Origin of the sequence: Eubacterium callanderi (assembly GCF_900142645.1) — a bacterium.
GTDB classification, from domain to species: domain Bacteria; phylum Bacillota; class Clostridia; order Eubacteriales; family Eubacteriaceae; genus Eubacterium; species Eubacterium callanderi.
Window position 1 is genome coordinate 186755 of record NZ_FRBP01000008.1, and the last position, 26347, is coordinate 213101.

A 26347-nucleotide genomic window follows, 5' to 3' on the forward strand; every position below is an offset into this window, starting at 1 on the left:
TTTTTAAATTTATCTTTTTTTTACAAAAAGTCATGCTATAATAAACATGAGGTGGATTATGGCAAACTATAAAAATGGAACTGAGACAAAGACTTCGCTGTACAGCAGTGCAAAAAAACTTTTTTACTTGAAGGGTTATGGCGCGACAACCATTAAAGATATTATTACAGACGCCGAATCGAAGTTAGGCTTGTTCACTTATTATTTTGAGGGCAAGGAATCTGTGGCAATCAGTATTTTTAAGGATTTTGTCAATGATATTGCGCTGGTGCTTGAGGAGCCTTTGAAGGATTATACGGCTAAAAATGATTATCTGCTCGTAGATATGATTGAGTACCGCGCTTATTTTGAGTGCATAAACGCCAATGAGCAGATAAAGCAGTTTTATAAAGACATTTCGATTCTCGAAAGTTTTGCGCAGATGACCATTGATTTGAAAGATTATTTCATACAGAAGCGCTTCGAGAACGGGCTGAAGTTTGAGACCAGCGCGATGATTAAGGATAAGACCTACTTTGACGCCATCGCCTCTCTGACATCGGGAATGGAGATTCAGTTTTTCAGAGATGTGCTTGGGAAAAAGATTGATATTGCCTATGGCGACGCGATTGATATTTTTTTGACAGAGTATTACCGATTTCTGGTGCTGGATAAAAAGCGGATTCAGGATAACCTGCGAAAATCCAGAAAAGTCGTTGAAACACTGCATTTTGAAATCGGCGACTGCTTCAGCGTTCAGCTGGCAGGTCTTAACCCATAGGATAAAAAATATAATAAGAATTTTAAACATACAAATCAGGAAAGAAGGTTATCATATGATTGTTACTTTTAGAGAAATTGGCGCGTTGAATCAGCTTTTACAGGAAAAACATCTGGATTATAAAATTCATCTGAGCGATGCCTGCGGTTCCCAAAGCATGTGGATTGAGAGCCTGAACAATGCTGGTAATCCCAAGGCGAATGAAGCCCTGTATGAAGTGATCAATACTTTTTTTGAGAAAATGGGGACAGAGCTGGAATACACCTGGGATAAAAAATCCTTCTGGTTCAAGGACCGGTCCCTGGTATTCTAAAATTTTACAAGTAATAAAAAGCACAAATGCCTGAGTGTAAAAGCTCAGAGCATCTGTGCTTTTTTATTGCCATAAGCGACTTTATGCGACTTTATGCCTGGAAGTGTTTGATTATGAAACATGATCCGGATTGAAAAAGAATGCGGAATCCGATAGTATAAAAACCAGAAAAGAATATATTTGGAAGTGTTTGATATTTGAACAGATAAAAAAGGGGGAAGAAGGATATGAAGCCTATTTTAGGGATTACAATTGGCGATCCGGCAGGTATTGGACCAGAGATCACGCTGAAAGCAATGGCCTGTCAGAAGATTTTGGAAGTGTGCAGCCCGGTGGCTGTCGGGGATAAAAAAGTACTGGAAAATGCTCTGAAAATCACGAAAATTAAAAAGAAACTGATTGCCGTCAAGGAGGGTAGCCTAAAGGAAACCCTGGCTCATCTTGAGAAAGACGCGCTGCCATATATTGATATGGAAATTTTTAAGGAAGATAACTGGGAGTTCGGTAAGGTTGACGCGGGCTGCGGCGATGCGGGATTCCAATTTATAAAAAAGGGTATTACACTTGCAATGGAGGGCGTTCTCGGCGGTGTGGTGACTGGCCCGATTAACAAGGAAGCGCTGAACCTCGCAGGGCATCATTTTTCAGGGCATACTGAAATTTTCGCCCATTATACTGGCGCGAAAACATACCGTATGGTCTTGACGGGTGAAAAGCTGCGGGTGATCCACGTGACTACCCATGCGTCAATCCGCAAGGTGTGCGACATGGTCAAAAAAGACCGGATTTACGACACAATCTGTCTGGCGGATGAAACGCTGCGGCTTCTGGGGATTGATTCCCCCAGAATAGGGGTGGCAGGCTTTAACCCGCACTGTTCAGAAGGCGGTCTTTTTGGCGATGAGGAAGCCCTTGAGATTATTCCGGCCATAGAGGCGGCTCAGAAGGCAGGCATAAGGGTCATTGGCCCAGTTTCGCCGGACACGGTTTTTGTAAAAGCGCTTGGCGGCGCCTATGATATGGTTGTGGCCATGTATCATGACCAGGGGCATATTCCGCTTAAGCTCTGTGGGTTTAAGATGGACGCTGAAACTGGCGCTTTTACCAGTATGAGCGGTGTGAACTGTACGGTTGGCCTGCCGATCATAAGAACCTCTGTGGACCACGGAACCGCCTTCGAGATGGCAGGGACAGGAAAAGCCAATGAGGAATCCATGATTGATGCCCTGCACATGGCGGCAGTTATGGCGCGCGGCAGGGAGAAACGGCAATGATCAGGCTTGTCGTGCTGGCGGATGATTTTACCGGAGCGCTCGATACAGGCATACAGTTTGGCAAACTGGGAATCAATACCGTTGTAACACAGCAGATTGATGGCTGCATGTGTACAGCCGGTGACTGTGAGGTGCTGGTCATCAATACAGAGTCCAGACATTTAACAAAGGAAAAGGCTGGTCAAAAGCTTTGTGAGATATCCGAGACGATTAAAAAAGCAGGGGTTCCCTTTCTTTATAAAAAAATAGACTCGACCCTCAGGGGAAACATTGGGGCAGAGCTGTACGGCTGTATGAAGGGAATGAAAGCAGAACAGGTAATGCTGGCGCCAGCCTATCCGGAAAACAAAAGGTACACACGGGGTGGCCTGCAGTATATTGACAAGACGCCGCTTTCAGAGACAACCTTTGCGCAGGATCCTTTTAATCCAGTCATTTCCAGTCGTATTTCTGAGATCATACACAGCCAGTGCGCGATTCCAGTTTATGAAGTTCCAGTCACTGGGCTCGCACACCTTGATCTGGAAGCAGAGGGGATCTATGTTTTTGATGCCGGGAGCCAGAGAGATATGGAAAAGATTGCCGGACAGTTAAACGCCTTCAGCCATCTCAGTGTTTTTTCCGGCTGCGCAGGCTTTGCAGCATTTCTGCCTTCCCTTTTGGAGATGAAGATACAGGAGACAAAGGCTTTGAAGATACCAGGGCCTTTACTGTTAATGTGCGGCAGTATCTGCCCGGTTTCGGCACGCCAGCTTGAAAAAGCGAAGGCCCTGGGCATTCCCCTTTTCAAGCTTTCGGATTATCTTGAGCTGAGTGAAAATGGGTATCAGGGTTTGAATCGGCTGCTGAGGGATATGGAAAGCCAGGCTGGGCATACAATGATTCTGGCGAGCTCTGATGTTGAAAGTAAGAGCCCGTTCCGGCCTGAGCGCAGTGCCGAGAGAGCGCGGATTGCAGACCGTCTGGGTTACATTACAAAGCGCGCGGCTGAAACATTTGGCTATAAGGATCTTGCTGTTTTTGGCGGGGATACACTTCTGGCAGTGCTTAACCATTTAAAGCTCAGCGAGCTGAGGCCAGTCGAGGAGATTGAGCCAGGGGTGGTATTGTCCGAGACAGGAGGCTACCGCGTCATTTCAAAGGCAGGTGGATTGGGAAGAGAAGATGTGGTTGAAAGAATGTTAGCTTATACAGGAGCAGTTTTATGAAAATTCTTGGAATTTTGCCTTACAAAGGCCTCATGAAAACAGTGGCGGAAGTCCTTGGGCAGGAGCCGGATATTTCGGCCGATCTTTTTGTCGGGGATATGTATGAAGGCCTGAAAATTTTTAAGGAGCATTATCAGGATGACACTTATGATTTTGTGCTCTCCCGGGGGCGCACCGCTGGTCTGATTGAGGAGGCGACCCATATCCCGGTTGTTTATATCGATATTTCCGGTTATGATATGGTGCGTCTGATCCGTCTGCTTCAGACCTATACGGGAAAAACCGCTGTGGTGGGGTTTTCGGCCATTATCAAAAGTATTTATGTGCTGTGCGATTTGCTCCAGTATGAAATTGACTGTTTTGAGATCAACAGCGAAAATGAGCTTTTTCCCATGCTTTCCAGTCTGCAGAGCCAGGGCTATAATTTTGTTGCCGGCGATGTGATCACAGCAAAAGCAGCGGACAGCATCGGCCTGAACCATGCCATGATCACCTCTGGCCGAGAAAGTGTTTCCAAGGCGCTGGAGCAGGCAAAGAAAATGTATGGACAGCTTTCCTATCTCCGCGAAGAGCGCAATTTTTATAAAAAGCTCATCGCCAATGAGGCAGTCCGCATTGATGTGTTTGATGAGGACGGAAATATCTTTTTTACCAATGACAAAGCAAAGATGTTCGAAGGGATCAGAGCACATTCAGATATTCAGCGCTACAAGGACCAGATCGACCTGAAAGGGCATGTTGTTTTTAATCTGACGATGGGCGATGAGCTGTGGCATGTCGAGGGATCTTTGATCGAGGGGAAAGAAAAGCGCTATCTCTTGTATGGAAAACGCTACCTGAGCCAGCGGCTGAAAGAAAAGAATATCATCAAGCTGGATAATGATTTTGGCAGGAATACAATGATTCTGTCCCGGTTTGAGAGCAGCAACGCTTTGATGAAAAGGGCCATACAGACAGCACAGGCAAATTGCGAGAACTATAAGCCGATTTTAATTTATGGTGAGCAGGGCACTGGCCGGGAGGATTTTGCCCTGTCCATTCATCGTGAAAAACAGCAAAAAAATAAAGAATTCATCCAGGTAAACTGTATGGCCCTGAACTGCAGTGAGAGCGACGAAGTCTTTGACACGTTGTTTTCACTCATTGATAACAAAAAATCTAAAATTATTTTTTTTAATGACATTGACCATCTGGATCTGTCCACCCAGCTTCTTCTGTTGTCCTTTTTGCACCAGGCCGCCTCGATTAAGAGACTGAAGCTCCTGGCGTCCTCAGAAATAGCCCTTGAGGAAATGATCCAAAAGGGGATTCTCCACTCTGAAATGTATACTTTTTTCAGCGGTATTCAGATCTTCTTGCCGCCATTGCGGAACCGTAAGGAAGATATCCGCAATCTCAGCAGTCTTTTTATAACACAATTTAACAGCGAATATGGCAAAGAGATTGTCGGGTTTCAGGAGGAAGCCTACAGTCTTTTAGAGACACTTCCGTGGCATTTTAATATTAAGGAGCTTCGGAATCTGGTCAAGGAGCTGGTTTTAGAGTCCAATACCCTCTATATCTCAAAAGACAGGCTTGGGTATCTTTTAAAAAACCAAAACCGATATCCGGCAGAAAAAGAAAAAAAAGATACAGGGTTAAATCTCGACCAGCCTCTGGAAGACATTGAGCGGGATATTATTACGATTTTGCTGAAGCAGGAAAACCATAACCAGTCCAAGGTGGCAAAAAGGCTTGGGATCAGCCGAAGTACACTCTGGCGAAAACTGAAAAATGATTTATAATAAAACACTTTCGACTCTTTACTTTCTTGAAGTCCCTGAATCATGGTGATAGAATACGTCTGACCTAAGGGAGTAAGAGTAGAGAACAAAATATGTTCTGAAATGAAACATCTTCTCCTGAAAACAACGTACAGATAAAGGAGGGGATGCGTTGATTGAATTTGGACCGTCATTAATACCAGAGCTATACCGCATACGGCAAAAATGGAAAACTGCTTTTTTAGAGGATCCTGAGGATACGGTTGCGCGCCAGATGAGCCGCTATAAAGAGCGGATCAAGCCAGGCAGCCGGATTGGTATCGCGGCAGGGAGCCGTGGAATTTATCACTATAGCCGGATTGTAAAGGCAGTAGTGGATTGTGTAAGGGAAAGAAAGGCAGAGCCTTTTATCATTCCTGCAATGGGAAGCCATGGCGGCGCGACAGCAGAAGGACAGCTGGAAGTTCTGGAAGGCTATGGCATTACTGAAGAGAGCATGGGCGCGCCTTTTTTGTCCTCAATGGAAACGAATACGATTGGTTATACAAAAGAGGGGGTACCGGTACATTTTGATCAAAATGCCTGCTCAATGGATGGTATCATCATGGTCAACCGGATTAAGCCACACACAGATTTTCATGGTGAAATCGAGAGCGGTATCATGAAGCAGATGGTCATTGGGCTTGGAAAACAGCGCGGCGCATCCACCATCCACCGCCGGGGCGTCTATGGCCTGAGTATTCTCATGCCCGAATCGGCCCGGATTATCATGGATAAAATGCCGATTTTGATGGGGATAGCCATTTTGGAAAACCAGCAGGACCGGACAGCTAAAATTGAGGTGCTGCCTGTGGAGCGTATTGAAGCGCGTGAGCGTGAGCTGCTGAAGGAAGCAAAGGCACTTCTGCCCGCGCTTCCCTGTGATAAGCTGGATGTTCTGGTTTTACAGGAAATGGGTAAAAACATCAGCGGAACAGGGATTGATCCTAACATTGTCGGCCGTTACCTTATTCGGAATATGTCGGACCAGCTTCCAGATATTTACCGCATTGTCTGCCTGGATCTGACCGAGGAAAGCCACCACAATGCCATCGGTGTGGGAATCGCGGATTTAATTACCCGCAGAATGTATGAAAAGATTGATCTTGAGCCTACCTATGTCAACACAATGACGTCAGGGTTTCTGGAACGTGGATTTATGCCGGTTGTCGCCCAAAATGACCGGGAGGCGATTGAAACTGCGCTGAACTGCTGTAACCGGTATGTCACAGCTCAAAATGCGAGAATGGCCCTGGCTAAAAACACATTGGAGCTGCAGGAGCTTATCGTTTCAGAAGCACTGCTGCCAGAGCTTGAGGGCAGGGTTGAGATCATGGGAAAAGTGCAGATCAACTGGGATCAACAGGGATATATGAAAAATTTATTTTAAACAGAGATAGAGGAGAGAAGTAAAATGAAAGATTACTATGATAACAGCTGGATGGAAAGCAACCGTTGGGGTGAATGGGGCGAAGAAGACGAAGTCGGCGTCATGAATGATCTGACACCAGAGCTTGTCCTGAAGGCAGTCCAGTATATTAAAAAGGGGAAAATATATGATTTGGAGACCGAACGTTTTAAGGGCATGCCTGTCTGGGCAGGACACTGCGGCTTCGATATATTAGCCTACGCATCGCCGTCTGGCCGTAAAAATATGAAGGGCAGCGGGCTGAGCCCAGAGTTCAACTGGTCTGAGGACGGGGGAATGCTGGACAGCAGCAAGGACGCCTATAAAATGGGGCTAAACACAGAAATGCTCATTGCGCCGCTTCATGCAGGCACCCATATTGACGCACTGTGCCACTGGACAACCGGCGAGGATAACCATTGGTATAATGGCTACTCCGCCGACCGTTACAGCACCAATTATGGCCCGGTCAAATGCGATATTTCCAAGATTCCGCCAATGGTGATGCGGGGCGTGCTTTTGGACATTGCAGGCTATAAAGGAGTAGAGCGGCTGGACCCCAACTATATTATTACCGCTGAGGACTGCGATGGCTGCGCAAAATGGGAAGGCGTTGAGCTGAAAAAAGGCGACGCCGTGCTGCTGAGAACCGGTGAAAACTGGCCGGGACCTGAAGCCTGCTGTGATGCCGGCCTGGGTATTTCCGCCGCCCGGTACCTGGTAGAAGGCAATGGCGCTTTCCTGGTTGGCGATGATATGGCTTGTATTGACGGTTTTAACGCAGATGGTTCATCCTCTGTGCCGGAGCACCCGCAGCCAGTGCACCACTATCTGTTGATCCAGCAGGCCGTTCATATTATTGAATACCTGCAGCTGGACCAGCTGGCAAAGGATAAATGCTATGAATTCTGCTTTATCTGCCTGCCCGCAAAAGTTAAATGTGCGACGGGAATGTATGTCAGGCCTATCGCGATGGTCTAGAGGCTTTTAAAAGTTTATAAATGTTCATCTCGAAAGGGTACAGCTGGTAAAAAGGCTGTACCCTTTATTGCGATATAAAGATTAAAGTTTACAGAAATTGCCAAAGCTTAAGGAGATTTTTTTATTGGTGTGATATATTAAAAAGAAAAAAGAGGTGTTGAAGATGTCTGTGCTTGGTGCTTTTATTGTGCCGCATCCGCCCATTATTTTGCCGGAAGTGGGGCGCGGCGAGGAACAGAAGATTGAAAAAACAGCCAGAGCTTACAGAGCTGTGGCAGAACATATTGCAGAGCTGAAGCCGGATACCATCGTGATTACCTCTCCCCATTCAATCATGTATGCCGATTATTTTCATATTTCACCGGGGAGCGGGGCACAGGGTGATCTGCGTGACTTTGGTGTCAGCGGTGTTACGGTAGAAGCCTCTTATGACGAAGTGCTTGCAAAGGCCATTGGCATTCAGGCTGAGGAAGATGGTATTCCAGCCGGGACGCTCGGCGAAAAGGATTCAAGGCTTGACCACGGCACGCTGATTCCGCTGCGTTTTCTTGAAGCCTTTAACCTTTCTTTTGAGGTGGTGCGCATAGGCCTTTCAGGCTTGCCGATGATTGACCACTACCGCTTTGGCGAGAGTATTGCAAAGGTGGCCGACAAGCTTGACCGCCGGATTGTGATCATTGCCAGCGGCGATTTGTCCCATAAATTAAAACAGGAAGGGCCTTACGGTTTTGCCCCTGAAGGGCCAGCGTTTGACGCAGATGTGACGTCAGCCATGGAGCATGCGGATTTTTTGAAGCTTTTGACCTACGAGCCAGGTTTTTATGAAAGGGCGGCCGAATGCGGGCTTGGTTCTTTTGCTATCATGGCCGGAGCCCTGGATGGAATGGCAGTAGACCCAGAGCTTTTGTCCTATGAAGGCCCCTTTGGGGTAGGCTATGCGGTAGCGGCCTTTTATCCAGCAGGCAAGGCTTCAGACCGCCATTTTGAAAAACAATATGAAAGGTGGGAGGAAACTCGGCTGAAAGACCTGAAAAGCCAGGAGGATGCTTATGTCCGTCTGGCGCGTTATGCGCTCGAAGCCTACATAAAGACCGGCGTGCCGGCCCAGCTGCCAAATGACCTGCCAGAAGAGCTGACAAGCCGGCAGGCAGGTGTTTTTGTTTCCCTGAAAAAACATGGAAAGCTTCGTGGCTGCATTGGAACAATTTCTCCTGTAACGGCCAGTGTGGCAGAAGAAATTTTGAGGAATGCTGTCAGCGCAGGACTGTCAGACCCTCGGTTTCCGCAGGTTAAGGCTTCAGAGCTGAATGAACTTGCCTACAGTGTGGATGTGTTGAGTCCGCCGGAGGCCATTGATTCGCCCGATGCTCTTGATCCCCACCGCTATGGGGTGATCGTTACAAAAGGGCAGAAGCGGGGATTACTCCTGCCGAATCTTGATGGCGTAGACAGTGTGGAACAGCAGATCGCCATTGCGAAACAAAAAGCCGGAATACCAGCCGATGAAGCCTGCGGGCTGGAGCGGTTTGAGGTGGTGCGTCATTTATGAAAATAACCTGTGATTTATGCCCGCACCATTGTGTTATTGAGGAAGGCCGGACAGGCTTTTGCCAGGCCCGGTGCAATAATGGCGGCCGGATTGTCAGTGAAAATTACGGCTGGCTTACCGCAGTAGCTGTGGATGCCATTGAAAAGAAACCCCTGAAGCGTTTTTTTCCAGGAAGCTCCATTCTTTCGGTGGGCAGCTATGGCTGTAACCTCCGGTGTTCATTTTGCCAGAACAGCTCGATTTCAATGAATGGACTTGACAACCGAACGATCCAAGTCACGCCGGAAATGCTGGCGGACAAGGCGGAAAGCCTGAAGGAAAAAGGAAATATCGGTCTTGCCTATACCTACAATGAACCGCTGATCGGCTATGAGTTTGTGCGGGACTGCGCAACGCTTATTCATGAAAAAGGCATGAAAAATGTGGTAGTGACCAATGGCAATATCTGTTCAAACTATTTTGAAGCGCTTTTCCCTCTGATCGACGCCATGAATATTGATTTAAAGGCTTTTAATGAATCCTTTTATGAGGTGGTGAGCGGCGATTTTAGCACAGTTAAGACAAATATCCGCCTGGCGGCAGAACACTGCCATGTTGAGGTAACAACGCTGATCATTCCCGGAGAAAATGACAGTGATGCAGAAATGGATGCGCTGGCAGAGTGGCTGGCCGGTATTAATCCTGAAATCCCACTGCATGTGTCGCGGTTTTTCCCATGCTATCAAATGCTGGACAGAGGACCGACTGAGATCGAAACAGTTTACCGGCTGGCTGAGATCGCAGAGAATCATCTGAAATATGTTTATACAGGCAATTGCTGAGCTTAAAGGCTGATTTGACATCAATATTATATATGAATATAATGTTAATGCAGATTAAAGGTATATTATGAAGTGAAAATCCCCATAAAGGAAAAGTTCATAGTGTATATAAGACGAATAGAAACAGTGATCCAGGGGGGATGTTTTTAGAACATTCCCTTTTTTGTAATGAGGTGAAAAATGAAAATAACGATTTTTAATTTTGATGATCTTTACAGAGAGCAGGATTTTTATACCGGGCGGCCATACCAATGAATTGATCTGACAGGCTTAACAGGAACAAACGCCTATTGCGACAAAGCCGCGGCTGCTGAACTGCGAAAGGTTGTAAGGGAAGAAAACATAGGGCTGGTACGCTTTATTGGCTCTGGCAATTATCATTATCTGTCCTGCTTTTTTCTTGAACAGATTAAAGAGCCCTGCTCAGTGGTGATCTGTGACCATCATACAGATATGCTGCCTGCCAGATTTCCAGAGCTTCTCTCCTGTGGCTGCTGGGTAAAACGGGCGCTGGACGAATGCCCGAATATTCGCGAGGTGCTTATTGTCGGCGCCCGGGAGGATTTGATTTGCGCAATTGAGAAAAAATACAGAAGCCGGGTTTTTTGCTATAGCGATAAAAGGATCGGAGGAAGCGATGACTGGATGCCCTTTGCGCTCAGCCATGTACATTATCCCGCTTATCTGTCCCTGGACAAGGATGTTTTTACCACTGCCGCAGTCGATACGAACTGGGACCAGGGGAGTCTGACCCTGGAACAATTTCAAAAAATAACAAGCTGTCTTTTTAACAGGCAGACTGTCCTCGGAGTAGATATTTGTGGTGAGAATCCAAGGGCAGATCAAAAAAAGAATAATGATTTTAACAGAATACTGCTGCGTTATCTTGAAGATGAGAATAAACCCTTATCGATGGCGGTTTAGGAAAAATAGAGAATTGTGAAACAACAGTATTTGAAAATTTTAAGAAGAATAATTTATAAGCGCCTTTAAAAAAATATTTTTCTTAAAGGTATAAATTTACCCTTGACGTATTTTTTGCCAATATAAATATATTCAAACAAAAACTTAATAAATTCTTAATTATAATCAATATAAAAAATGGGTTTGAAATTTAACAAATTAATAAAAAAATATTGAAAAGCCTTTGCTAAAGCGGCTGTAAACGCATTATCAAGAAAAAAACAGCAATCGCCTTTTTACGCATCTTTGTAAAAAAATGTAACAAATTGTAAATAAGTGAAAATGATGCTTGACCAAAAGCGGGATAAAGTGTAAACTAGAATCAGTTAATAAAGCAAAGAAAAAATGGTGCTTTGAGAAAGGAGAGATTTTATTATGATGTTCTATAGTTTTATCGCTGCTGATTTAGCTGCAAAAGCACTTGCAAAATGTGATGATTAATAAGCAATTTTATTTAAATAATCAATAAGAGCCAGGATTCTCATCAAGAGATATCCTGGCTTTTCGTTTATGAGATCAAATAGTTTGCAAAAGAGAAAAACATTTCCTCGAGCGACTGCATCGGGTCAGCCGCAAATTCGACTGCTTCCGGCGGAATATCATATTTTTCCATGGTTTCCTTAAGGTCTGTATAATATTCGGATTTGAAATCTTCCATAATAAACCCTCCTTAGTATTTTCCGTATTCTTTTACAAAATTCAGAACTGCTTTTAGATTTTCAGGATTAATATCCCGGGCTTTGAGCAGGTTTTTATCGAGCGCAAAGATGTACTGTCCTCCTGGAGCCAGAATGTCGATTAATTCCTTTGCCTTGTCAATACACTGCTGTTCTGTTCCTGTTTTCAACAGCGTAAGCGGGTACAGGCCGGAGATAACATGGCGTTTTCCAACCTTTTCGGCGATCAGCTTGGGGTCGCCGAACTCAAAGCTCATGTGTGTCAGCGGCGGCAGCTCGTTAAGATAGTCAAGATAGCGCATCCAGTCATGCTCAACAAACAGGTTTGCGCCGATACCTCTTGCGTCCAGCGCCTCAACATAGGCTTTAAAGGTTGGCCAGTAGAAGCGTTTAAAATCTTTTTCACGCATATATGGCGCCATATGGAGAGGAATAAAGGTCCGTACATAGCGGTTGGCGTTTGGCCCGGAGCCGGCCTTGATCGCGACAGGAAGCAGTGCGTTGCAGGCAGCCTCTACCTTTTCGGGACGGCGGCGCATATCCGTGCTGATACCTGAGAAGGAGCGCAGCTGGTCGGAAAGAATGTCGAGTGGCGTGCAGGAAGCGGCAGGGGCCATAGAATAGATGGATTTGTCATACTTTTCGGCAATTTTTCCAAAGCCCTGCTGCATGACACCCATGGAGGTAAAGAAGGTATAGAACGCCTTAGACAAAGCCTTCTGGCCTTCAAAACCCGGTTTCGCCAAAGCGGGGTACAGTCTTGGCAGCACCTTGTCCCAAAGTGTTTTAATGGGATCAGCGATAAAGTCGTCATACTCATCATCTTTTAAGCCCTGCACCTCAGGATGCTGGATAAAGCCGTCTGTGCCCATTACAAAGTTAATGGCTTCCAGCATTTTGTAAAGATGCGGCATTCTCAAAAACATGCCAAAAACAACATCGGAATCAAAATCTTTTGTTGCCAGATCGATGGCATCCAGATTTTTTACCAGACTGTACTGTTCTTTTCTCAGATCATAGCCGGCATACTCAAGACAGAAAGCGTTGTCACCAAAGACAAGGCGTGGTACACGTTCCGGAACCTTTCCATCAAACACGTCTTCAAAAAGCTTATTTTTTGAAAGTACTCCAGCAGATAATTGATTTTCACTCATATGGAAGAACCCTCCTAGATTATTTACTGTACGCGTTCAGTTTTATTATAAAACAATAATAACATTATTTTTTACTAAAGTCAATGATTTTTGAACGCGTCCAGTTCTTTGGATAAAGACTTGATTAAGGATCAAAAATATGTTTAAATTAAATCACAGAGACACCGAGGGAGGTTGCCGGAATGAAGGGAAAAAAAAGCAAGCAGAAAATATATGAAACAGCCAAAAGGCTGTTTCTGGAGGAAGGCTATCTCATTGGCAACCGCCGCATTGCCACAGAGGCTAACGTCAGCCTTGGACTGATCGCCTATCATTTTAGCAGCAAACGCAATATTGCTGTCGCCATTCTGAAAGAAGACTACACCATTTTATCAGCCCATCTCAAAAATTATTTAACACCGGATCAGGATATTCTGCTTTATGTCCTTTGTTTTACCAACATGACGCTGAGAATCCGTGAGCACGACTATAAGATGGCGCGCTTCACAACTGAGATTATGAAAGATGATATTCTGGAGGCCTCTATTTATGATGGAAACCAGAAGCATGAGTATGCAGCGCTGATGGAACTGATGGAGGAGGATATCCCCTATGAAAAGAAACTTAAGCTGGCTCTTGGAACAATTTTTGGCGTTCAGAGGGCCCTGCAGTGGAATATTAATGACGGGATGGACCTGAGCTATCAGGATTATTTTGAATATATGGTAAAAACCTACAGCTTTGCGCTGGATTTAAACTATGAGAAACCAAAAATCAAAGAGATTGTGAAAAAATCCAACACCATTGTCGATGAGGTGTTTAAGGATTACAGGCACCTGCTGGATACTTCGAGGTATCTGTACGGTCAGGTGGAAATTGAAAAATAAAGGAGGTACGTCGAAACGGCGTACCTCGAGTGGGTCAGGCTTCACAGAGGGCAAAGCATCTTGCCGGAAAGCCGGACGCGTTCTTTGCCTTGGGGAAGGTACAGAAGATGATTGCACCAGCTGGCGGGACCTTGTCAAGATTTGCCATGACCTCAATCTGAATGCGGTTCTGGCTTAAAATATAGGTTTCGCTTTCCATGGGTTTGTCCTCTTCAAGGGCTGGCGGTGCGGTGTCAAAGGCTTCGTGGCCAATGGCGCCCACGTTGCGTTCTTCAACAAGGAATTTAATGGCTTCAAGGCTCCAGCCCGGATAGTGGACATTGCCCTTTTCGTCAAATTCCATGCAGCCTTTTTCGTCCGGCCAGCGTTTACACCAGTCCGAGCGCATGGCGACAAAGGCACCGTCCGGAATTTGTCCGTAGCTTTCTTCAAAAGTTTTGATATCCGCGATGCTCAGCGCATAGTCGGGATTGGCGGCGACCTGGTTATGCACGTCAATGACGCATAAGGGATAGGTGAACTCGGTCACCTCAATTTCATCCAGTGTCCGGCCTTCCGGATAGAAATGAATGGGTGCGTCTACGTGGGTGCCATACTGGCCGACAACAGTAAACTGCTGAGTTTGAAAAATGTCACCGTTTTTGTAATCATAGACAAGCTTGGTTGTCATGGCCGGGAAGCCTTGCCAATGCGGGCTGTCATCATCAAAAGCATGGGTCAGGTCTACCCATTTGTAGGACGGAGATTTTAGTTCTGCAAGCAGAGACCATAATTTTGGTGTTGCCATTCTGAATCCTCCTTTAAAGCTCTAAAGCTTATTTTTCTTATATTTTATAATAGGAAGTTGTATACGTCAACATTTAGAATTGTTCCCCGACTGCAATCTTTTGTGCTATAATAGTCACAAAAAACATTTTATGAAAAATCAGGACAGAGCAATGCTAAAAAAAATGACAAAAACAGGAAAAATCTTTTTCTTTATCAGCTTGATAAGCGTTCTTTACGCGGCTTTTTTAGTTTATGCCAAAATGGCAGGAATGGTCATCAAGGATTATGGTGATTTACTATTTTTATATTATACCATTCAGGTTATCGTGCTGGTGGTGCCCATGGGGCTCCATGTTTTTCAGGGGTGGATGAATGAAGAAGACCTCAGAGCCGTCACGACCGCTGCCTTTATTAATATTATTATTTACTCGGTTATCAGTATCTGCTTCGGCCTTTTTTATACATATGTGGCCGATATGGCTGCAATGCTGGCAGATATCTTAAACGGCGTTTTTCTGGTATGTGTTATTTTCTGGTACCGGCAGATGATGGGGTAAAGGATTGTGCACATGAGAGAATATAAACTGGCAACCGGCGATAGGGCGCGTCTTGACCACCGGGCCGCCATTATCAGTCTTGAGGATGAGCGGCGGGTACTCAGCAGCTCGCTTTTAAATGGCGGGCTGAGAAGTGATTTGAGCTTTGTGTTCAACTATGATGAGCAGGAAGAAAAAACCAAGCGTTGTGAAATGCTGGCCCCTACCCATGAGGAGCATTTGAAAATTGTGGCGGAAAGTATTTTAAAATTGCCGCCGTGCCAGACTACCGGGCTGACTACCGCAGCACAGATGCGCAACGCGGCATTCTGTGAGGCCGCCTACGGTGCGATGGCGGTATCGGCGCTGGTGACAGCAGGCGTGTCGGGGAATGCGCTGCGGGCGGGTGACCGGGCAACCCTCGACCAGAAGAACGGCCGTCCATTCATGATTGGCGGCACCATCAATGTGATTCTTGCAATCGACGCAGATTTACCGGACGGCACCATGCTTCAGGCTTTTATGACCTGTACCGAGGCTAAAACAGCTGCGCTTGAACGTCTGGGCTGCAAAAGTGTGGTTTCGGACGGCGGGGCGACCGGCACCGGTACTGACGGCGTCGTCATTATTGCACGGCCAGACTCGGAGCTGCGTATGACAGATGCCGGAAAGCATTTTAAGCTTGGAGAGCTGATCGGCCAGACCGTTGAAACAGCGGTGCGGAAAGCTCTGTACCTGCAGGAAGGATGGACGAGTTAGCCGGAGAAATAGAGACCAAGGTACATTTTTGAGGAATCAAAGGGGCGCTTTAGCCTCTTTTTTCATCAGCCTTATTCGGTTTTTTTCTTCTGGAGAAACCTGTCTGGATTCAATGATTTTCTGCAGGGTCTTATTATAGGTGAAAGGGTCTAATGCCGTCTCACCTAAAAGATAGGACATGGTAATATCCGGAAAGCGGACATAACACATGGACAACGCCCAGGCCACTGCCATTTTCACATAGTAATCCTCATGGCGGACTGTGTCCAAAAGTTTGATGACCTGATGGATATGGGCTTTGTCGATGTAATAGAACAAAAGCATTACGATGCCGAAGCGGAGTGTAAAAGCGTCTGAGGCTGTAAGCTTGGATAAGATGAACGTCCAGAATTGCTCCGGGTAGACTTTAGCATATTTTAAACCGCTGCAAAAACTGTCGCAAACAGACCAGTTGTCAATTTTGGGTATAAAAAAATTGATGGACTCCAGAATAGAATCCAGTCCTGTATTTTCAGGGTTCAGGTAGCCGACTACCATTCCTTTCAGCATTTTTTCTTCAAAATAATCTTCAGGACCCTGAGTCAAAAAAAGCAAATAATCCTCTTTTGCAATACGTTTCGCAATTTTTCTCAGCGTAGGGAGACGAACTCCTATCAATTCGCAATGATCTGGCAGTAATTTTTGCTGAAATCTGCGATAATCCTCCTCTGCCAGTAAAAACAGTTCTTCGCGTATGGTCATGTACTCCTCCTTATAGCGTTTATATTATAGCATAACCCCAAGAGAATAAAAGATGATTAAACCTTAAAAAAATTAAGAAAACTCTCTGCATTTTTACGTTTTAAAAAAAGTTATTCTTTTTTAAAGGATATTCATGTAAAAAAAAGAATAATAATTAAAGTACCCTTTGGTACAAATATGAGATATTACAGGGAAAGTGGTGAGAAGATGGCGCCTCGTTATAGTGAAGAGGTTATTAACCAGGTGCTGCAGGCCAACGATATTGTCGACGTTGTATCAGAATATGTGACACTGAAAAAAGCCGGAAGCTCCTATAAGGGCAAGTGTCCCTTTCATAACGAAAAGACCGCTTCTTTTACAGTGTCGCCGGATAAGCAGCTGTATCACTGCTTTGGCTGCGGCGTAGGAGGGAATGTTATTGGCTTTGTCATGGCCATTGAAAATCTTCCTTTTGTGGATGCGCTGAAATTTTTAGCAAGACGGGCGCATATTATTCTGCCAGAAAACGGCAGCAGTGCTGAGGATAGTGAACGATACCGAAAAAAAGAACGCCTCTATGAGCTGCACCGTGAGCTGGCCAACTATTATTATCTTTGCCTTAAAAAAAATCGAAACGCGCAGTACTATCTGGCGGGCCGGAAAATTACGCCGGAAACCATTAAGGCTTATGGCCTGGGTCTGGCGCCAGACGGCTGGCAGAACGCTCTGGGGTTCCTGCGGCAAAAGGGGTATACTGATCAGGAGATGCTGGATTCCGGACTTGTGATGCGCAGTGAAAATGGGCGCATGTACGATCGCTTCAGAAACCGCATCATGTTTCCGATTCTGAACGCAACAGGCCGGATTATCGGCTTTGGCGGCAGGCGGATCAACGAGGATGATCATGGACCAAAGTATTTGAACTCACCGGAAACCATGATTTTTTCAAAGGGAACCGAGCTTTTTAATATGAATCACGCCAAGAGCAGCATCGTCGGCGGGCAGATGCTCATCGTCGAGGGCTATATGGATGTGATCTCACTTTATCAATATGGCGTGCGCAATACGGTAGCTGCACTCGGCACGGCTTTTACGGCTTATCATGCCGCCCTTTTGGGGCGTTATGTGGGCGAGGTAGTGCTCTGCTTTGACGGCGACGCTGCCGGAGAAAGCGCGACGCAAAAAGCCATAGCGATCTTGAAAAATACACCGTTGAATGTTAAAATATTAAGGTTACCCATTGAGGATGACCCAGACACCTATATCCAGAAGCATGGAAAAGATGCCTTTGAAAAAAAAATCACTGAAGCCATCACCATCGTCGAGTACGAAATTGGCCTTCTGAGAAAGAAATTTGATCTCAGCCAGACCGATGGCCGGATTAAATATATCAATCAGGCCATCGCGGTACTCAGACAGCTCTCCGATGAGGTTCAGATTGATCTCTACAGCAAACGCCTTGCCAGAGAAACCGGGATTGACCTGAAGGTCATCAGACGGGAAGTATACCGCAAAAAGCCCGTGGATCTGACAGAAGAGGATGTTGGTGAAAAGATCGACTACTGGCAGAAAATGCCAAAAGCTTATGAGGAAGCTCAGATTCTTTTTCTGAGAAAGGGCATGATGGAGCCAGATGTCTTTAAATCCGGGAGGCTGAGGGCAGAGCACTTCAGCCCGGGGTTTTTCAGAGAGCTTTATGAGCTTATTACAGGGCTGCTTGAAAAAGGAGAGCAGCTGTCACCGGCAGCGCTCATGAATCATTTTGAGGATGTGGAGCAGGTGAAGCCGGTATCCGCTATTTTGATGGACGATACCCCCATCGAAAGCGCAAAGCTGGAGGAATGTGTCAAAACCATCATGCATTTTCACCGTTTAAAAGAAATCGAGCGGATCAAACAGGAAATCAGTAAAGCGAGCGAGGAAGAAGCCGCCGTTTTAATGGATAAAATGATCACATTGAAAAAAGAAATGTAGCAAGTTATGATCGAAAGTCAGGAGGATATAAATGGCTGAAGCAAAGAAGAAAAAAGTAAAACCAGATATGGAGGAATTGCTCGACGAGGTTGATGCAATCGCTGATCTGGAGGCAATGCCGGAAGTTCAGACACTGATCAAGCGCGGCAAGGAAAAGGGTTCCTTAAACAACGCCGATTTTGAGGAAGTGCTTGAAAAGACCGATCTGGATCCGGAAGAGATCGATTCCATCTATCTGCTTTTGCAGAAGGAAGGCATTGACCTGACCTTCCAGGATATGGAAATTGAAACCGATGATATTGATCTGGACATTGACATTGATGTGGCAGAGCTGGAAGAAATTGAGATTGAGGAGGATCCCGTCAAGGATATAGACCTGGGCGACAGCGTCAGTGTCAATGATCCTGTCCGCTTGTATTTAAAGGAAATCGGCAAGGTGCCGCTCTTGACTGCGGAACAGGAAATGGGCATTGCCAAGCGTATGGAAGCCGGTGATGATGAAGCCAAGAAAGAACTGGCTGAGGCCAATCTGCGCCTGGTTGTCAGCATTGCCAAACGCTATGTGGGGCGCGGCATGTCCTTTCTGGATCTCATTCAGGAAGGAAACCTTGGTCTGATCAAGGCAGTAGAAAAATTTGACTATACCAAGGGCTTTAAGTTCAGTACCTATGCGACCTGGTGGATTCGACAGGCCATCACCCGCGCCATTGCGGATCAGGCCAGAACCATTCGTATTCCCGTGCATATGGTTGAGACCATCAACAAGCTCATTCGGGTGTCCAGACAGCTGCTTCAGGAGCTTGGACGTGAACCCACGCCGGCAGAAATCGGCAAAGAGATGGGCTTTTCGGAAGAAAAGGTTCGAGAAATTCAGAAAATTGCTCAGGACCCGGTATCCCTGGAAACCCCAATCGGTGAGGAAGAGGACAGCCATCTGGGGGACTTCATTGAGGATGACAATGCCCCGGCGCCATCAGAAGCAGCGTCCTATGCGCTTTTGAAAGAACAGCTCATGGAAGTGCTCAACACGCTGACCGAGCGTGAAGAAAAAGTACTGCGCCTGCGTTTTGGACTGGATGACGGACGCGCCCGTACCCTCGAAGAGGTTGGCAAGGAGTTCAATGTTACCAGAGAACGTATCCGTCAGATTGAAGCCAAGGCGCTCAGAAAGCTGAGACACCCGAGCAGAAGTAAAAAATTAAAGGATTATTTGACCTAAAATGATGACACCACGTTTGCAGGTGATTGCAGATAATGTATTAAAAAATGAAAGCATGGCAGATATCGGTACAGACCACGGATATCTGCCTGTTTATCTAATGGCGCAGGGCTTTATTCCGCGCGCCGTCGCGGCGGATATCAATGAGAAGCCTCTCAGGAAAGCAGAGCAGCTTGTGGCCCGGTCAGGCTATGAGAAGCAGATTGAAACGCGTTTGGGTTCAGGCCTTTCCGTGCTGAGCCCCGGAGAAGCCGGCACGATTGTCATGGCAGGTATGGGCGGCTACCTGATAAGAGATCTTCTGACAGAATCTCCAGAGGTGGCGGCCTCGGCAAAACGCCTGGTGCTCCAGCCCATGAACAATGCTTTTATTGTCAGGCATTTTCTGGAGGACAATGGTTTCTTGATCATAAATGAGGATCTGGCAAAAGAAGAACGCAGGGTCTATGAAATCATAGTAGCAGAAAAGGGTGAAATGTCCATTGAAAACGATCTGGATTACCTGATCGGCTATGAGGCCAAAAGGCGTAAACACCCGCTTCTGCCAGAACTGATCGACCGTAAGCTGGAGCTTGAAAATAAAATAATTGAGCATACAAAAAACAAGCAGACAGAAATGGCCAGAGAACAGTATCAGAAAAGCACAGCCATTGCGGCTGCGCTGATGGAGGTAAAAAATGGCTGTAAAATGCAGTGAAATAACAAAAGTGATTGAGGCTGTCGCTCCGAGAAACCTTGCGGAGTCATGGGATAACGTCGGCCTTCAGATCGGCTCTTTTCAGAAAAGAGTAAAGAAAGTACTGCTGACGCTGGATGTGACCGAGGCTGTCGTGCGGGAAGCCGTTATGGAAAAAGCGGATATGATTATTGCACACCACCCTTTTATTTTTAATGGCATCAAATCCATTTGTACCGATGAACTGAAGGGAAAGATTGTGGCAGAGCTGATCCGCAATGACATCAGCCTGTATGTAGCGCACACCAATCTGGATAAGGCAGAGCTCGGCCTCAATGATTATATCGCAAAAACACTTGGCATTGAGAAACGCCAGCCCCTGGACCCTTCCGATGAGGATAAGCTCTATAAAATCGTAGTTTATGTGCCGGTGGATTACACGGATAAAATTGTTGAAGTGATGGGGGACAGCGGCGCTGGCTTTATCGGCAATTACAGCCACTGCACCTACCGCACCGTAGGTCAGGGAACCTTCAAGCCCCTTGAAGGTACAGATCCTTTCATTGGTGAGGAGGGTGAGGTGGCAACCGTCAAAGAGGATCGTGTGGAAACCATTATCGACGGTAAGATGATGAAAACCCTCATTCAAAAGCTTAAAAAAGTCCATCCCTATGAGGAGATGGCTTATGATTTATATCCCCTTGAGAACGGTTTGCTTTTAAACCAGAATGGTCTTGGCAAAATTGGCACCTTAAAAGAAGCCATGGCGCCCGATGCCTTTATTGAGCATGTAAAAAAAGCGTTGAACCTTTCCCATGTAAGGGTTGCGGGGAATGAGCCTGCAAAGGTCAAAAAGGTGGCCCTGTGCACGGGCAGCGGAGCAGAGTTTATCGGACTGGCAAAGGTCAAAAAGGCGGATGTTTACATTACCGGCGATCTGAAATACCACGACGCCCAGAGAGCGGCTGAAAATAACCTGTGGGTCATTGACGCCGGTCACTTCGGGACAGAAAAAATGGTCGTGGGACTGCTTAAAAACCTGCTTCGGGAAAATGTGAACGATCCGGAGATTGAGTATGTCCGGTCAAATTTCAATGAAGATTTTATGCGCTATTATTAAGCAGAATGGACAGAGTATAAGGAGACAGATAGATGAAAGTTTTAGTTTGCGGCGGGGCCGGCTATATCGGGTCCCATGTAGTCCGGGCGCTTCTGGACAAAGGTTACGGGGTAGTGGTACTGGATAATCTGTCCACCGGACACCGTCAGTCGGTTCCGGAAGGAGCGGCGCTGGAGGTTGGCGATATTCGTGATGCGGCCTGTCTTGAGAGACTGTTTTTGCGCCACGAGGTTGACTGTGTCATGCACTTCTGCGCGAATTCACTGGTGGGTGAGAGCATGGAAAAGCCCATTGAGTATTATGACAATAATGTTTACGGGACACTGTGCCTGCTGCGTTCCATGGTCAACAATGACATTAAGCATTTTATTTTCTCATCGACCGCGGCGACCTACGGTGAGCCGGAACGACTGCCCATTGATGAGGACACACCCAAGCATCCCACCAACACCTACGGCGAGACAAAGCTGGCTGTTGAGAAAATGCTGCATTGGATGGAGGTGGCCTACGGACTTCACTACAAGGTGTTCCGCTATTTCAACGCTTCCGGAGCACACCCAAGCGGAGAGATCGGCGAGGACCACGCGCCGGAAACCCACCTGATCCCGCTGATTTTAAAAACAGCCCAGGGCATTCGCGATAAGATTTATGTCTTTGGCGATGACTATGATACCCCAGACGGCAGCTGTATCCGCGATTATATCCATGTCATGGACATTGCGGAGGCCCATATTCTGGGCATGGAGGATCTGGTTAAATCCGAAACCAGTGATGTTTATAATCTTGGCAACGGCAATGGCTTCTCAGTTCTGGAAGTCATTGAAAAGGTTAAAGCGGTTACCGGAAAAGACTTTGAGGTTGAAATCACAGACCGCCGGGCAGGCGACCCGGGAGTCTTAATTGCCAGTTCAGAAAAAGCACAAAAAGCACTGGGCTGGTCACCGGTCAATTCATCACTTGAATACATCATCGAAACTGCCTGGAAATGGCATCAGGGGCATCCCGAGGGCTACGGCCTTGTCTGATGTGCCTTATAAAAAACATGAAACAGCCATTGATTCTTTGAATTCGTGTATGGTTTAGTGTATAATTATAAAAATAAGTTATGAAACAGTAAAATTTTATTCTGTCACAAGGACGGGCGGTTCCCGCCCTTACAGGAGAGGAGAGAATATGAAGAAATTATTAACAGGCAATGAAGCCATTGCCCGTGGGGCCTGGGAGGCCGGCGTTAAATTTGCCACTGCTTATCCAGGAACACCCAGCACAGAAATCCTTGAGAATGTAGCGACCTATGACGGCATTGTTTCCGAATGGGCGCCAAATGAAAAAGTAGCGGTTGAAGCGGCTGCAGGCGCTTCGATTGCCGGTATCCGAACCCTTGCTGCAATGAAACATGTTGGGGTAAACGTTGCGGCTGACCCGATTTTTACTTTCGCTTATCTTGGCGTTAACGGAGGCTCTGTTATCATAACCGCCGATGAGCCTGGTATGCACTCATCCCAGAATGAGCAGGATAACCGCAATTATGCGCGCCATGCCAAGATGCCAATGTTCGAACCATCTGACAGCCAGGAAGCCAAGGATATGCTTAAGGACGCTTATGAGGTAAGTGAAACCTATGACTGTCCGGTGCTTTACCGCATGACTACCCGCGTCTGCCATTCCAAATCCATTGTCCAATGTGAAGACCGTGTGGAAGTGGACGATAAAGAATATGTAAAAGATATTATGAAAAACTGCCCGCTGCCAGCTCATGCCCGCGTTATGCAGGTTAAGCTTGCCAAAAATTTTGAAAAGCTGGCAGAATATACCGAAACTTCTAAATGGAACTATATCGAAGACAATCAGAAGGAAATTGGCGTTATCGCGTCTGGCGTAGCTTTTCGCTATGCTAAGGAAGTTTTTGGCGATAGTGCCTCTTACCTGAAACTAGGCTTCTCATATCCACTGCCCAAAAAGCTGATCGCTGAATTTGCAGATAAGGTTAAGAAGATTTATGTCCTTGAAGAAAATGATCCGATTCTCGAAACTGAAATCAAGGCCATGGGCATTGACGTTATTGGAAAAGACGTGTTCCCGGCCATGGGAGAGCTGACACCGGAACGTATCCGTGAAGCACTTTACGGTAAAAGCGAAGTGACCCTTGCACCCGACCCCGAAAAGATTGTCGGCCGTCCGCCGGCATTTTGTGCAGGCTGTCCTCACCGCGGTATTTTCTATGAGCTGGGGCGCCGTAAAAATATTATGATTTTCAGTGATATCGGATGCTATTCATTAGGTTTGACACCGCCGTACAACGCGACTGACGCCATGATCTGTATGGGCGCCAGCATCAGCGGAGGACACGGTGTGGCAAAGGCCATGAGTATTAAAAATAATGACATGAAAGTCGTTTCTGTCATCGGCGATTCAACCTTCTTCCACTCCGGAATGACCAGTCTCATGGATGTTACCTACAATAAGAGCAATGTTCTGACTGTTATCCTGGACAACCGCATCACCGGCATGACCGGCCATCAGGAAAATCCAGGCAGCGGCTATGACTTAAAAGGCGAACCGGCACCGATTATGGATATCGAAACCATTGTCCGCGCACTTGGCGTTAAAAATGTCCGCACTGTCGATCCAAACAATCTTGAGGAAACTGACGCGGCCCTTGACTGGGGGCTGTCCAACGATGAAGCTTCTGTCATTATCACACGCTGGCCGTGTGCCCTCAAACGTTTTTCTCAGGCCGATAAAGAAGAGTTCCCAGAAGCCTTCAAACGCCACTGCAAGGTCGATACCGATCTCTGTATTGGCTGTAAGAAATGCCTGAAATCTGGCTGTCCTGCTTTAGCCTTTAACTCTACCGTACCGAAAAAATCCGGTATTCTGGAAGAATCATGTCTGGGCTGTGAAGTTTGCCTGCAAATCTGCCCGAAACATGCCATTTATGTAGAGGAGGAAAAGTAGAATGAAAACAAAAAATATATTATTGGTTGGTGTCGGCGGCCAGGGAACCATCACAGCTGCAAAGCTGCTGACCACTGGCTTGATGGAAGCCGGCTATGACGTAAAGATGAGTGAGATCCACGGCATGAGCCAGCGCGGCGGCTCTGTTTCTTCTCAGGTTCGCTATGGGGATGACGTTCAGTCACCGGTTATCGAGATGGGAACAGCGGATATCATTGTCGCTTTTGAAAAAATGGAAGCACTGCGTTATATTGACTTTTTAAAGGAAGACGGAAAGATTATTGTCAATGATGCAGAAATCTGGCCACTGCCGGTCGTTATCGGCAAAGCGACTTACCCGGAAAAAATTCTGGAAACATTGCAGGAAAAGGCCAATGTCCGTGTGATGAACGCTTCTGCCCTGGCAGAGGAAATGGGCAACCTCAAGGTTATGAATGTGATTCTGCTGGGCGCTATCATTAAATCCATGGGGCTTCAGGATATTAACTGGGATGAGATCATCCGGAATAATGTAAAACCCAAATTTGTTGAGTTAAATATTAAAGCGATGGCTGTCGGAATGGACGCTGTCAACTAAAAAGCTATGTGTAAAAAAGAATTTGAAACAGAAAACTTTAAATTTTTCCAGAACAGGGACTGTGAGTACTTCCCCTGTCACAAAACGGAAAACCCGGATGAGTTTAACTGTTTGTTTTGTTACTGTCCTTTATATGCGCTGGGAAGGGACTGCGGCGGTGGTTTTGAATACACGGAAAAGGGTATAAAGAACTGTACAAATTGCCTTGTTCCCCATAAAAAAGAGAACTATGACCGGATCATTGAAAAACTCCTGATCCTTATTGAGCGCGTTAGAGAGCAGTAGCTCAGGATTATGTGTGAGGAGAGTTTAGTATGAGTATACTTATTGGCTTGATTTTGGTTGTGGCGGCCTATTTTATCGGTAATCTTGACTTTGCCTATATTATGGTTCGCGCTGTAAAGGGTGAGGATGTCCGTAATTACGGAAGCGGCAACGCGGGTACAACAAATGTACTCCGGACAATGGGCCTGAAATATGCCATTCCTGTTTTTGTTCTGGATGCGCTTAAAGGCTCTGTCGTGATTCTTGCTGCCAGACTGCTCGGCTTCAGTGAAGCCTGGGTCGTAGCTGCGGGGATCGCAGTAGTCTGCGGCCATAACTGGCCTGTCTGTCTCGGCTTTAGAGGCGGAAAGGGGACAGCTACCTCCATCGGCGTTTTTATTGTCTTTGACTGGCCAGTTGCCCTGATCTGTATTGCTGTTGGTCTGATCTTCCTGGCCATTTTCAGAATGATGTCACTGACTTCCATTATCGGGATGGTATCCCTTCCGATTGCGGTTCTTATTAAAAGTATTTTTATTACACATGGGGCTGTTTTTACACCCGAACTGGTTTTTGCCTTGTTTCTCTGCTGCTCAACCGTATTCCAGCACCGCGCCAACATCAAGCGGATTGCAGCTGGTACTGAGAGCAAGGTAGGGCAGAAGGTTAAAATGGGTGGAGACGATAAGAAAGGCAACTAAACTTTGAAAGGAGACATGAAAATGTCAAATCATAAAAAAGTCGTTGTTGCTGGACAGGAAAAATCCATTTGTGAAGCGGAGCCTGAGGTCAGACGTCAATCCCTGACAGATGATGCAATGGAATCAGTCTCGGTGGAGGAAACCCATGAAGCCGGTACCTTTGAAAAAGATGTTATCGGAACTGAAGAAGCGGCGACCAACGCTGCTGTAGATTTAGATGTTTTAGAAGAACAGGAAGAAAATCAAAAATCCTGATTCTGACTGGTGTTTCAAGGAGACTCTCAAAGCAGAGAGTCTCT

27 protein-coding genes are annotated in these 26347 nt (G+C 46.3%); 23 read left to right on the forward strand and 4 right to left on the reverse strand.

All coding sequences use genetic code 11. From position 1 onward, the window contains the following. Window positions 1-58: 58 nt before the first annotated feature. From BUC22_RS12680 to BUC22_RS12725, 10 genes are all read left to right on the forward strand, one after another. A complete protein-coding gene (locus tag BUC22_RS12680; RefSeq protein ID WP_013380330.1) occupies window positions 59-760 on the forward strand; it encodes a TetR/AcrR family transcriptional regulator in 702 nt (233 codons plus the stop codon). Between the two features lie 55 nt (window positions 761-815). Beyond that, window positions 816-1073, forward strand: a complete 258-nt coding sequence (locus BUC22_RS12685; protein ID WP_013380331.1) for an RDAC family protein — start codon at window positions 816-818, stop codon at window positions 1071-1073. Window positions 1074-1300: 227 nt separating this feature from the next. Further along, window positions 1301-2347, forward strand: coding sequence for a 4-hydroxythreonine-4-phosphate dehydrogenase PdxA (gene pdxA / locus BUC22_RS12690; protein ID WP_013380332.1), 1047 nt, complete (start codon window positions 1301-1303; stop codon window positions 2345-2347). Next, complete coding sequence (locus BUC22_RS12695) at window positions 2344-3555, forward strand: four-carbon acid sugar kinase family protein (protein ID WP_013380333.1); 1212 nt, start codon at window positions 2344-2346, stop codon at window positions 3553-3555. Before pdxA ends, BUC22_RS12695 begins: the two co-directional genes overlap by 4 nt. Beyond that, the gene (locus tag BUC22_RS12700; RefSeq protein ID WP_013380334.1) at window positions 3552-5339 is read left to right on the forward strand and encodes a sigma-54-dependent Fis family transcriptional regulator; all 1788 of its coding nucleotides are present in this window, start codon (window positions 3552-3554) and stop codon (window positions 5337-5339) included. The genes BUC22_RS12695 and BUC22_RS12700 overlap by 4 nt, the downstream gene beginning before the upstream one ends. A gap of 151 nt (window positions 5340-5490) precedes the next feature. Further along, a complete protein-coding gene (locus BUC22_RS12705; RefSeq protein ID WP_013380335.1) occupies window positions 5491-6747 on the forward strand; it encodes a nickel pincer cofactor-dependent isomerase, group 22 in 1257 nt (418 codons plus the stop codon). Between the two features lie 24 nt (window positions 6748-6771). Then, window positions 6772-7746 (forward strand): cyclase family protein, encoded by a 975-nt coding sequence (locus tag BUC22_RS12710; RefSeq protein WP_013380336.1) that lies wholly within the window; start codon window positions 6772-6774, stop codon window positions 7744-7746. 163 nt (window positions 7747-7909) lie between these two features. Next, complete coding sequence (gene amrA / locus BUC22_RS12715; protein ID WP_013380338.1) at window positions 7910-9295, forward strand: AmmeMemoRadiSam system protein A; 1386 nt, start codon at window positions 7910-7912, stop codon at window positions 9293-9295. Beyond that, window positions 9292-10116: an AmmeMemoRadiSam system radical SAM enzyme gene (gene amrS / locus BUC22_RS12720; RefSeq protein WP_073383045.1), complete on the forward strand. Its 825-nt coding sequence runs from the start codon at window positions 9292-9294 to the stop codon at window positions 10114-10116. The genes amrA and amrS overlap by 4 nt, the downstream gene beginning before the upstream one ends. Before the next feature lie 408 nt (window positions 10117-10524). Beyond that, window positions 10525-11040: an arginase family protein gene (locus BUC22_RS12725; protein WP_227162788.1), complete on the forward strand. Its 516-nt coding sequence runs from the start codon at window positions 10525-10527 to the stop codon at window positions 11038-11040. 547 nt (window positions 11041-11587) lie between these two features. Here BUC22_RS12725 and BUC22_RS22120 read toward each other — a convergent pair. After that, window positions 11588-11737 carry a hypothetical protein gene (locus BUC22_RS22120; protein ID WP_013380344.1) on the reverse strand — a complete coding sequence of 50 codons (150 nt, stop codon included), beginning with the start codon at window positions 11735-11737 and terminating at the stop codon, window positions 11588-11590. A 12-nt stretch (window positions 11738-11749) separates the two neighbouring features. After that, window positions 11750-12910 (reverse strand): uroporphyrinogen decarboxylase family protein, encoded by a 1161-nt coding sequence (locus BUC22_RS12730; RefSeq protein WP_013380345.1) that lies wholly within the window; start codon window positions 12908-12910, stop codon window positions 11750-11752. A gap of 182 nt (window positions 12911-13092) precedes the next feature. Between BUC22_RS12730 and BUC22_RS12735 the strand changes: the two genes are divergently transcribed. After that, a complete protein-coding gene (locus BUC22_RS12735; RefSeq protein ID WP_013380346.1) occupies window positions 13093-13776 on the forward strand; it encodes a TetR/AcrR family transcriptional regulator in 684 nt (227 codons plus the stop codon). A 34-nt stretch (window positions 13777-13810) separates the two neighbouring features. Here BUC22_RS12735 and BUC22_RS12740 read toward each other — a convergent pair whose 3' ends face one another. After that, entirely contained in the window at window positions 13811-14563 is a 753-nt protein-coding gene (locus BUC22_RS12740) for a cyclase family protein (protein WP_013380347.1), read from the reverse strand. Between the two features lie 151 nt (window positions 14564-14714). Between BUC22_RS12740 and BUC22_RS12745 the strand changes: the two genes are divergently transcribed. Together BUC22_RS12745 and BUC22_RS12750 are read left to right on the forward strand one after the other, a co-directional pair. Beyond that, on the forward strand, window positions 14715-15101 hold the full coding sequence (locus BUC22_RS12745; protein WP_041689858.1) for a hypothetical protein: 387 nt from the start codon (window positions 14715-14717) through the stop codon (window positions 15099-15101). A gap of 12 nt (window positions 15102-15113) precedes the next feature. Continuing rightward, complete coding sequence (locus BUC22_RS12750) at window positions 15114-15839, forward strand: adenosylcobinamide amidohydrolase (protein WP_013380349.1); 726 nt, start codon at window positions 15114-15116, stop codon at window positions 15837-15839. 36 nt (window positions 15840-15875) lie between these two features. Here the strand turns inward: BUC22_RS12750 and BUC22_RS12755 are convergent, their stop codons facing one another. After that, complete coding sequence (locus BUC22_RS12755; protein WP_013380350.1) at window positions 15876-16580, reverse strand: DNA alkylation repair protein; 705 nt, start codon at window positions 16578-16580, stop codon at window positions 15876-15878. Between the two features lie 207 nt (window positions 16581-16787). Between BUC22_RS12755 and dnaG the strand changes: the two genes are divergently transcribed. From dnaG to BUC22_RS12805, 10 genes are all read left to right on the forward strand, one after another. After that, entirely contained in the window at window positions 16788-18533 is a 1746-nt protein-coding gene (gene dnaG, locus BUC22_RS12760; RefSeq protein ID WP_041689859.1) for a DNA primase, read from the forward strand. A gap of 115 nt (window positions 18534-18648) precedes the next feature. Continuing rightward, window positions 18649-19752: an RNA polymerase sigma factor RpoD gene (gene rpoD, locus BUC22_RS12765; protein WP_394806800.1), complete on the forward strand. Its 1104-nt coding sequence runs from the start codon at window positions 18649-18651 to the stop codon at window positions 19750-19752. Between the two features lies 1 nt (window position 19753). Next, window positions 19754-20449: a tRNA (adenine(22)-N(1))-methyltransferase gene (locus tag BUC22_RS12770; RefSeq protein ID WP_073383047.1), complete on the forward strand. Its 696-nt coding sequence runs from the start codon at window positions 19754-19756 to the stop codon at window positions 20447-20449. Then, a complete protein-coding gene (locus BUC22_RS12775; RefSeq protein ID WP_013380354.1) occupies window positions 20430-21548 on the forward strand; it encodes a Nif3-like dinuclear metal center hexameric protein in 1119 nt (372 codons plus the stop codon). Before BUC22_RS12770 ends, BUC22_RS12775 begins: the two co-directional genes overlap by 20 nt. A gap of 32 nt (window positions 21549-21580) precedes the next feature. Then, window positions 21581-22573: a UDP-glucose 4-epimerase GalE gene (gene galE / locus BUC22_RS12780; RefSeq protein WP_013380355.1), complete on the forward strand. Its 993-nt coding sequence runs from the start codon at window positions 21581-21583 to the stop codon at window positions 22571-22573. A gap of 148 nt (window positions 22574-22721) precedes the next feature. Then, window positions 22722-24506 carry an indolepyruvate ferredoxin oxidoreductase subunit alpha gene (gene iorA, locus BUC22_RS12785; RefSeq protein WP_013380356.1) on the forward strand — a complete coding sequence of 595 codons (1785 nt, stop codon included), beginning with the start codon at window positions 22722-22724 and terminating at the stop codon, window positions 24504-24506. 1 nt (window position 24507) lies between these two features. Continuing rightward, window positions 24508-25083 (forward strand): indolepyruvate oxidoreductase subunit beta, encoded by a 576-nt coding sequence (locus BUC22_RS12790; protein WP_013380357.1) that lies wholly within the window; start codon window positions 24508-24510, stop codon window positions 25081-25083. Window positions 25084-25089: 6 nt separating this feature from the next. Next, window positions 25090-25368, forward strand: a complete 279-nt coding sequence (locus tag BUC22_RS12795; RefSeq protein ID WP_013380358.1) for a cysteine-rich small domain-containing protein — start codon at window positions 25090-25092, stop codon at window positions 25366-25368. Between the two features lie 29 nt (window positions 25369-25397). Continuing rightward, window positions 25398-26048, forward strand: a complete 651-nt coding sequence (gene plsY / locus BUC22_RS12800) for a glycerol-3-phosphate 1-O-acyltransferase PlsY (protein ID WP_013380359.1) — start codon at window positions 25398-25400, stop codon at window positions 26046-26048. A gap of 21 nt (window positions 26049-26069) precedes the next feature. Further along, window positions 26070-26303, forward strand: coding sequence for a hypothetical protein (locus BUC22_RS12805; protein WP_013380360.1), 234 nt, complete (start codon window positions 26070-26072; stop codon window positions 26301-26303). Window positions 26304-26347: the final 44 nt, after the last annotated feature.

Bases quoted from the DNA above. Each gene is read 5' to 3' on its own strand.
- BUC22_RS12680 (WP_013380330.1), top strand. From the start codon at position 59: ATGGCAAACTATAAAAATGGAACTGAGACAAAGACTTCGCTGTACAGC.
- BUC22_RS12685 (WP_013380331.1), top strand. From the start codon at position 816: ATGATTGTTACTTTTAGAGAAATTGGCGCGTTGAATCAGCTTTTACAG.
- pdxA (WP_013380332.1), top strand. From the start codon at position 1,301: ATGAAGCCTATTTTAGGGATTACAATTGGCGATCCGGCAGGTATTGGA.
- BUC22_RS12695 (WP_013380333.1), top strand. From the start codon at position 2,344: ATGATCAGGCTTGTCGTGCTGGCGGATGATTTTACCGGAGCGCTCGAT.
- BUC22_RS12700 (WP_013380334.1), top strand. From the start codon at position 3,552: ATGAAAATTCTTGGAATTTTGCCTTACAAAGGCCTCATGAAAACAGTG.
- BUC22_RS12710 (WP_013380336.1), top strand. From the start codon at position 6,772: ATGAAAGATTACTATGATAACAGCTGGATGGAAAGCAACCGTTGGGGT.
- amrA (WP_013380338.1), top strand. From the start codon at position 7,910: ATGTCTGTGCTTGGTGCTTTTATTGTGCCGCATCCGCCCATTATTTTG.
- amrS (WP_073383045.1), top strand. From the start codon at position 9,292: ATGAAAATAACCTGTGATTTATGCCCGCACCATTGTGTTATTGAGGAA.
- BUC22_RS22120 (WP_013380344.1), bottom strand. From the start codon at position 11,737: ATGGAAGATTTCAAATCCGAATATTATACAGACCTTAAGGAAACCATG.
- BUC22_RS12730 (WP_013380345.1), bottom strand. From the start codon at position 12,910: ATGAGTGAAAATCAATTATCTGCTGGAGTACTTTCAAAAAATAAGCTT.
- BUC22_RS12735 (WP_013380346.1), top strand. From the start codon at position 13,093: ATGAAGGGAAAAAAAAGCAAGCAGAAAATATATGAAACAGCCAAAAGG.
- BUC22_RS12740 (WP_013380347.1), bottom strand. From the start codon at position 14,563: ATGGCAACACCAAAATTATGGTCTCTGCTTGCAGAACTAAAATCTCCG.
- BUC22_RS12745 (WP_041689858.1), top strand. From the start codon at position 14,715: ATGCTAAAAAAAATGACAAAAACAGGAAAAATCTTTTTCTTTATCAGC.
- BUC22_RS12750 (WP_013380349.1), top strand. From the start codon at position 15,114: ATGAGAGAATATAAACTGGCAACCGGCGATAGGGCGCGTCTTGACCAC.
- BUC22_RS12755 (WP_013380350.1), bottom strand. From the start codon at position 16,580: ATGACCATACGCGAAGAACTGTTTTTACTGGCAGAGGAGGATTATCGC.
- dnaG (WP_041689859.1), top strand. From the start codon at position 16,788: ATGGCGCCTCGTTATAGTGAAGAGGTTATTAACCAGGTGCTGCAGGCC.
- rpoD (WP_394806800.1), top strand. From the start codon at position 18,649: ATGCCGGAAGTTCAGACACTGATCAAGCGCGGCAAGGAAAAGGGTTCC.
- BUC22_RS12770 (WP_073383047.1), top strand. From the start codon at position 19,754: ATGATGACACCACGTTTGCAGGTGATTGCAGATAATGTATTAAAAAAT.
- BUC22_RS12775 (WP_013380354.1), top strand. From the start codon at position 20,430: ATGGCTGTAAAATGCAGTGAAATAACAAAAGTGATTGAGGCTGTCGCT.
- galE (WP_013380355.1), top strand. From the start codon at position 21,581: ATGAAAGTTTTAGTTTGCGGCGGGGCCGGCTATATCGGGTCCCATGTA.
- iorA (WP_013380356.1), top strand. From the start codon at position 22,722: ATGAAGAAATTATTAACAGGCAATGAAGCCATTGCCCGTGGGGCCTGG.
- BUC22_RS12790 (WP_013380357.1), top strand. From the start codon at position 24,508: ATGAAAACAAAAAATATATTATTGGTTGGTGTCGGCGGCCAGGGAACC.
- BUC22_RS12795 (WP_013380358.1), top strand. From the start codon at position 25,090: ATGTGTAAAAAAGAATTTGAAACAGAAAACTTTAAATTTTTCCAGAAC.
- plsY (WP_013380359.1), top strand. From the start codon at position 25,398: ATGAGTATACTTATTGGCTTGATTTTGGTTGTGGCGGCCTATTTTATC.
- BUC22_RS12805 (WP_013380360.1), top strand. From the start codon at position 26,070: ATGTCAAATCATAAAAAAGTCGTTGTTGCTGGACAGGAAAAATCCATT.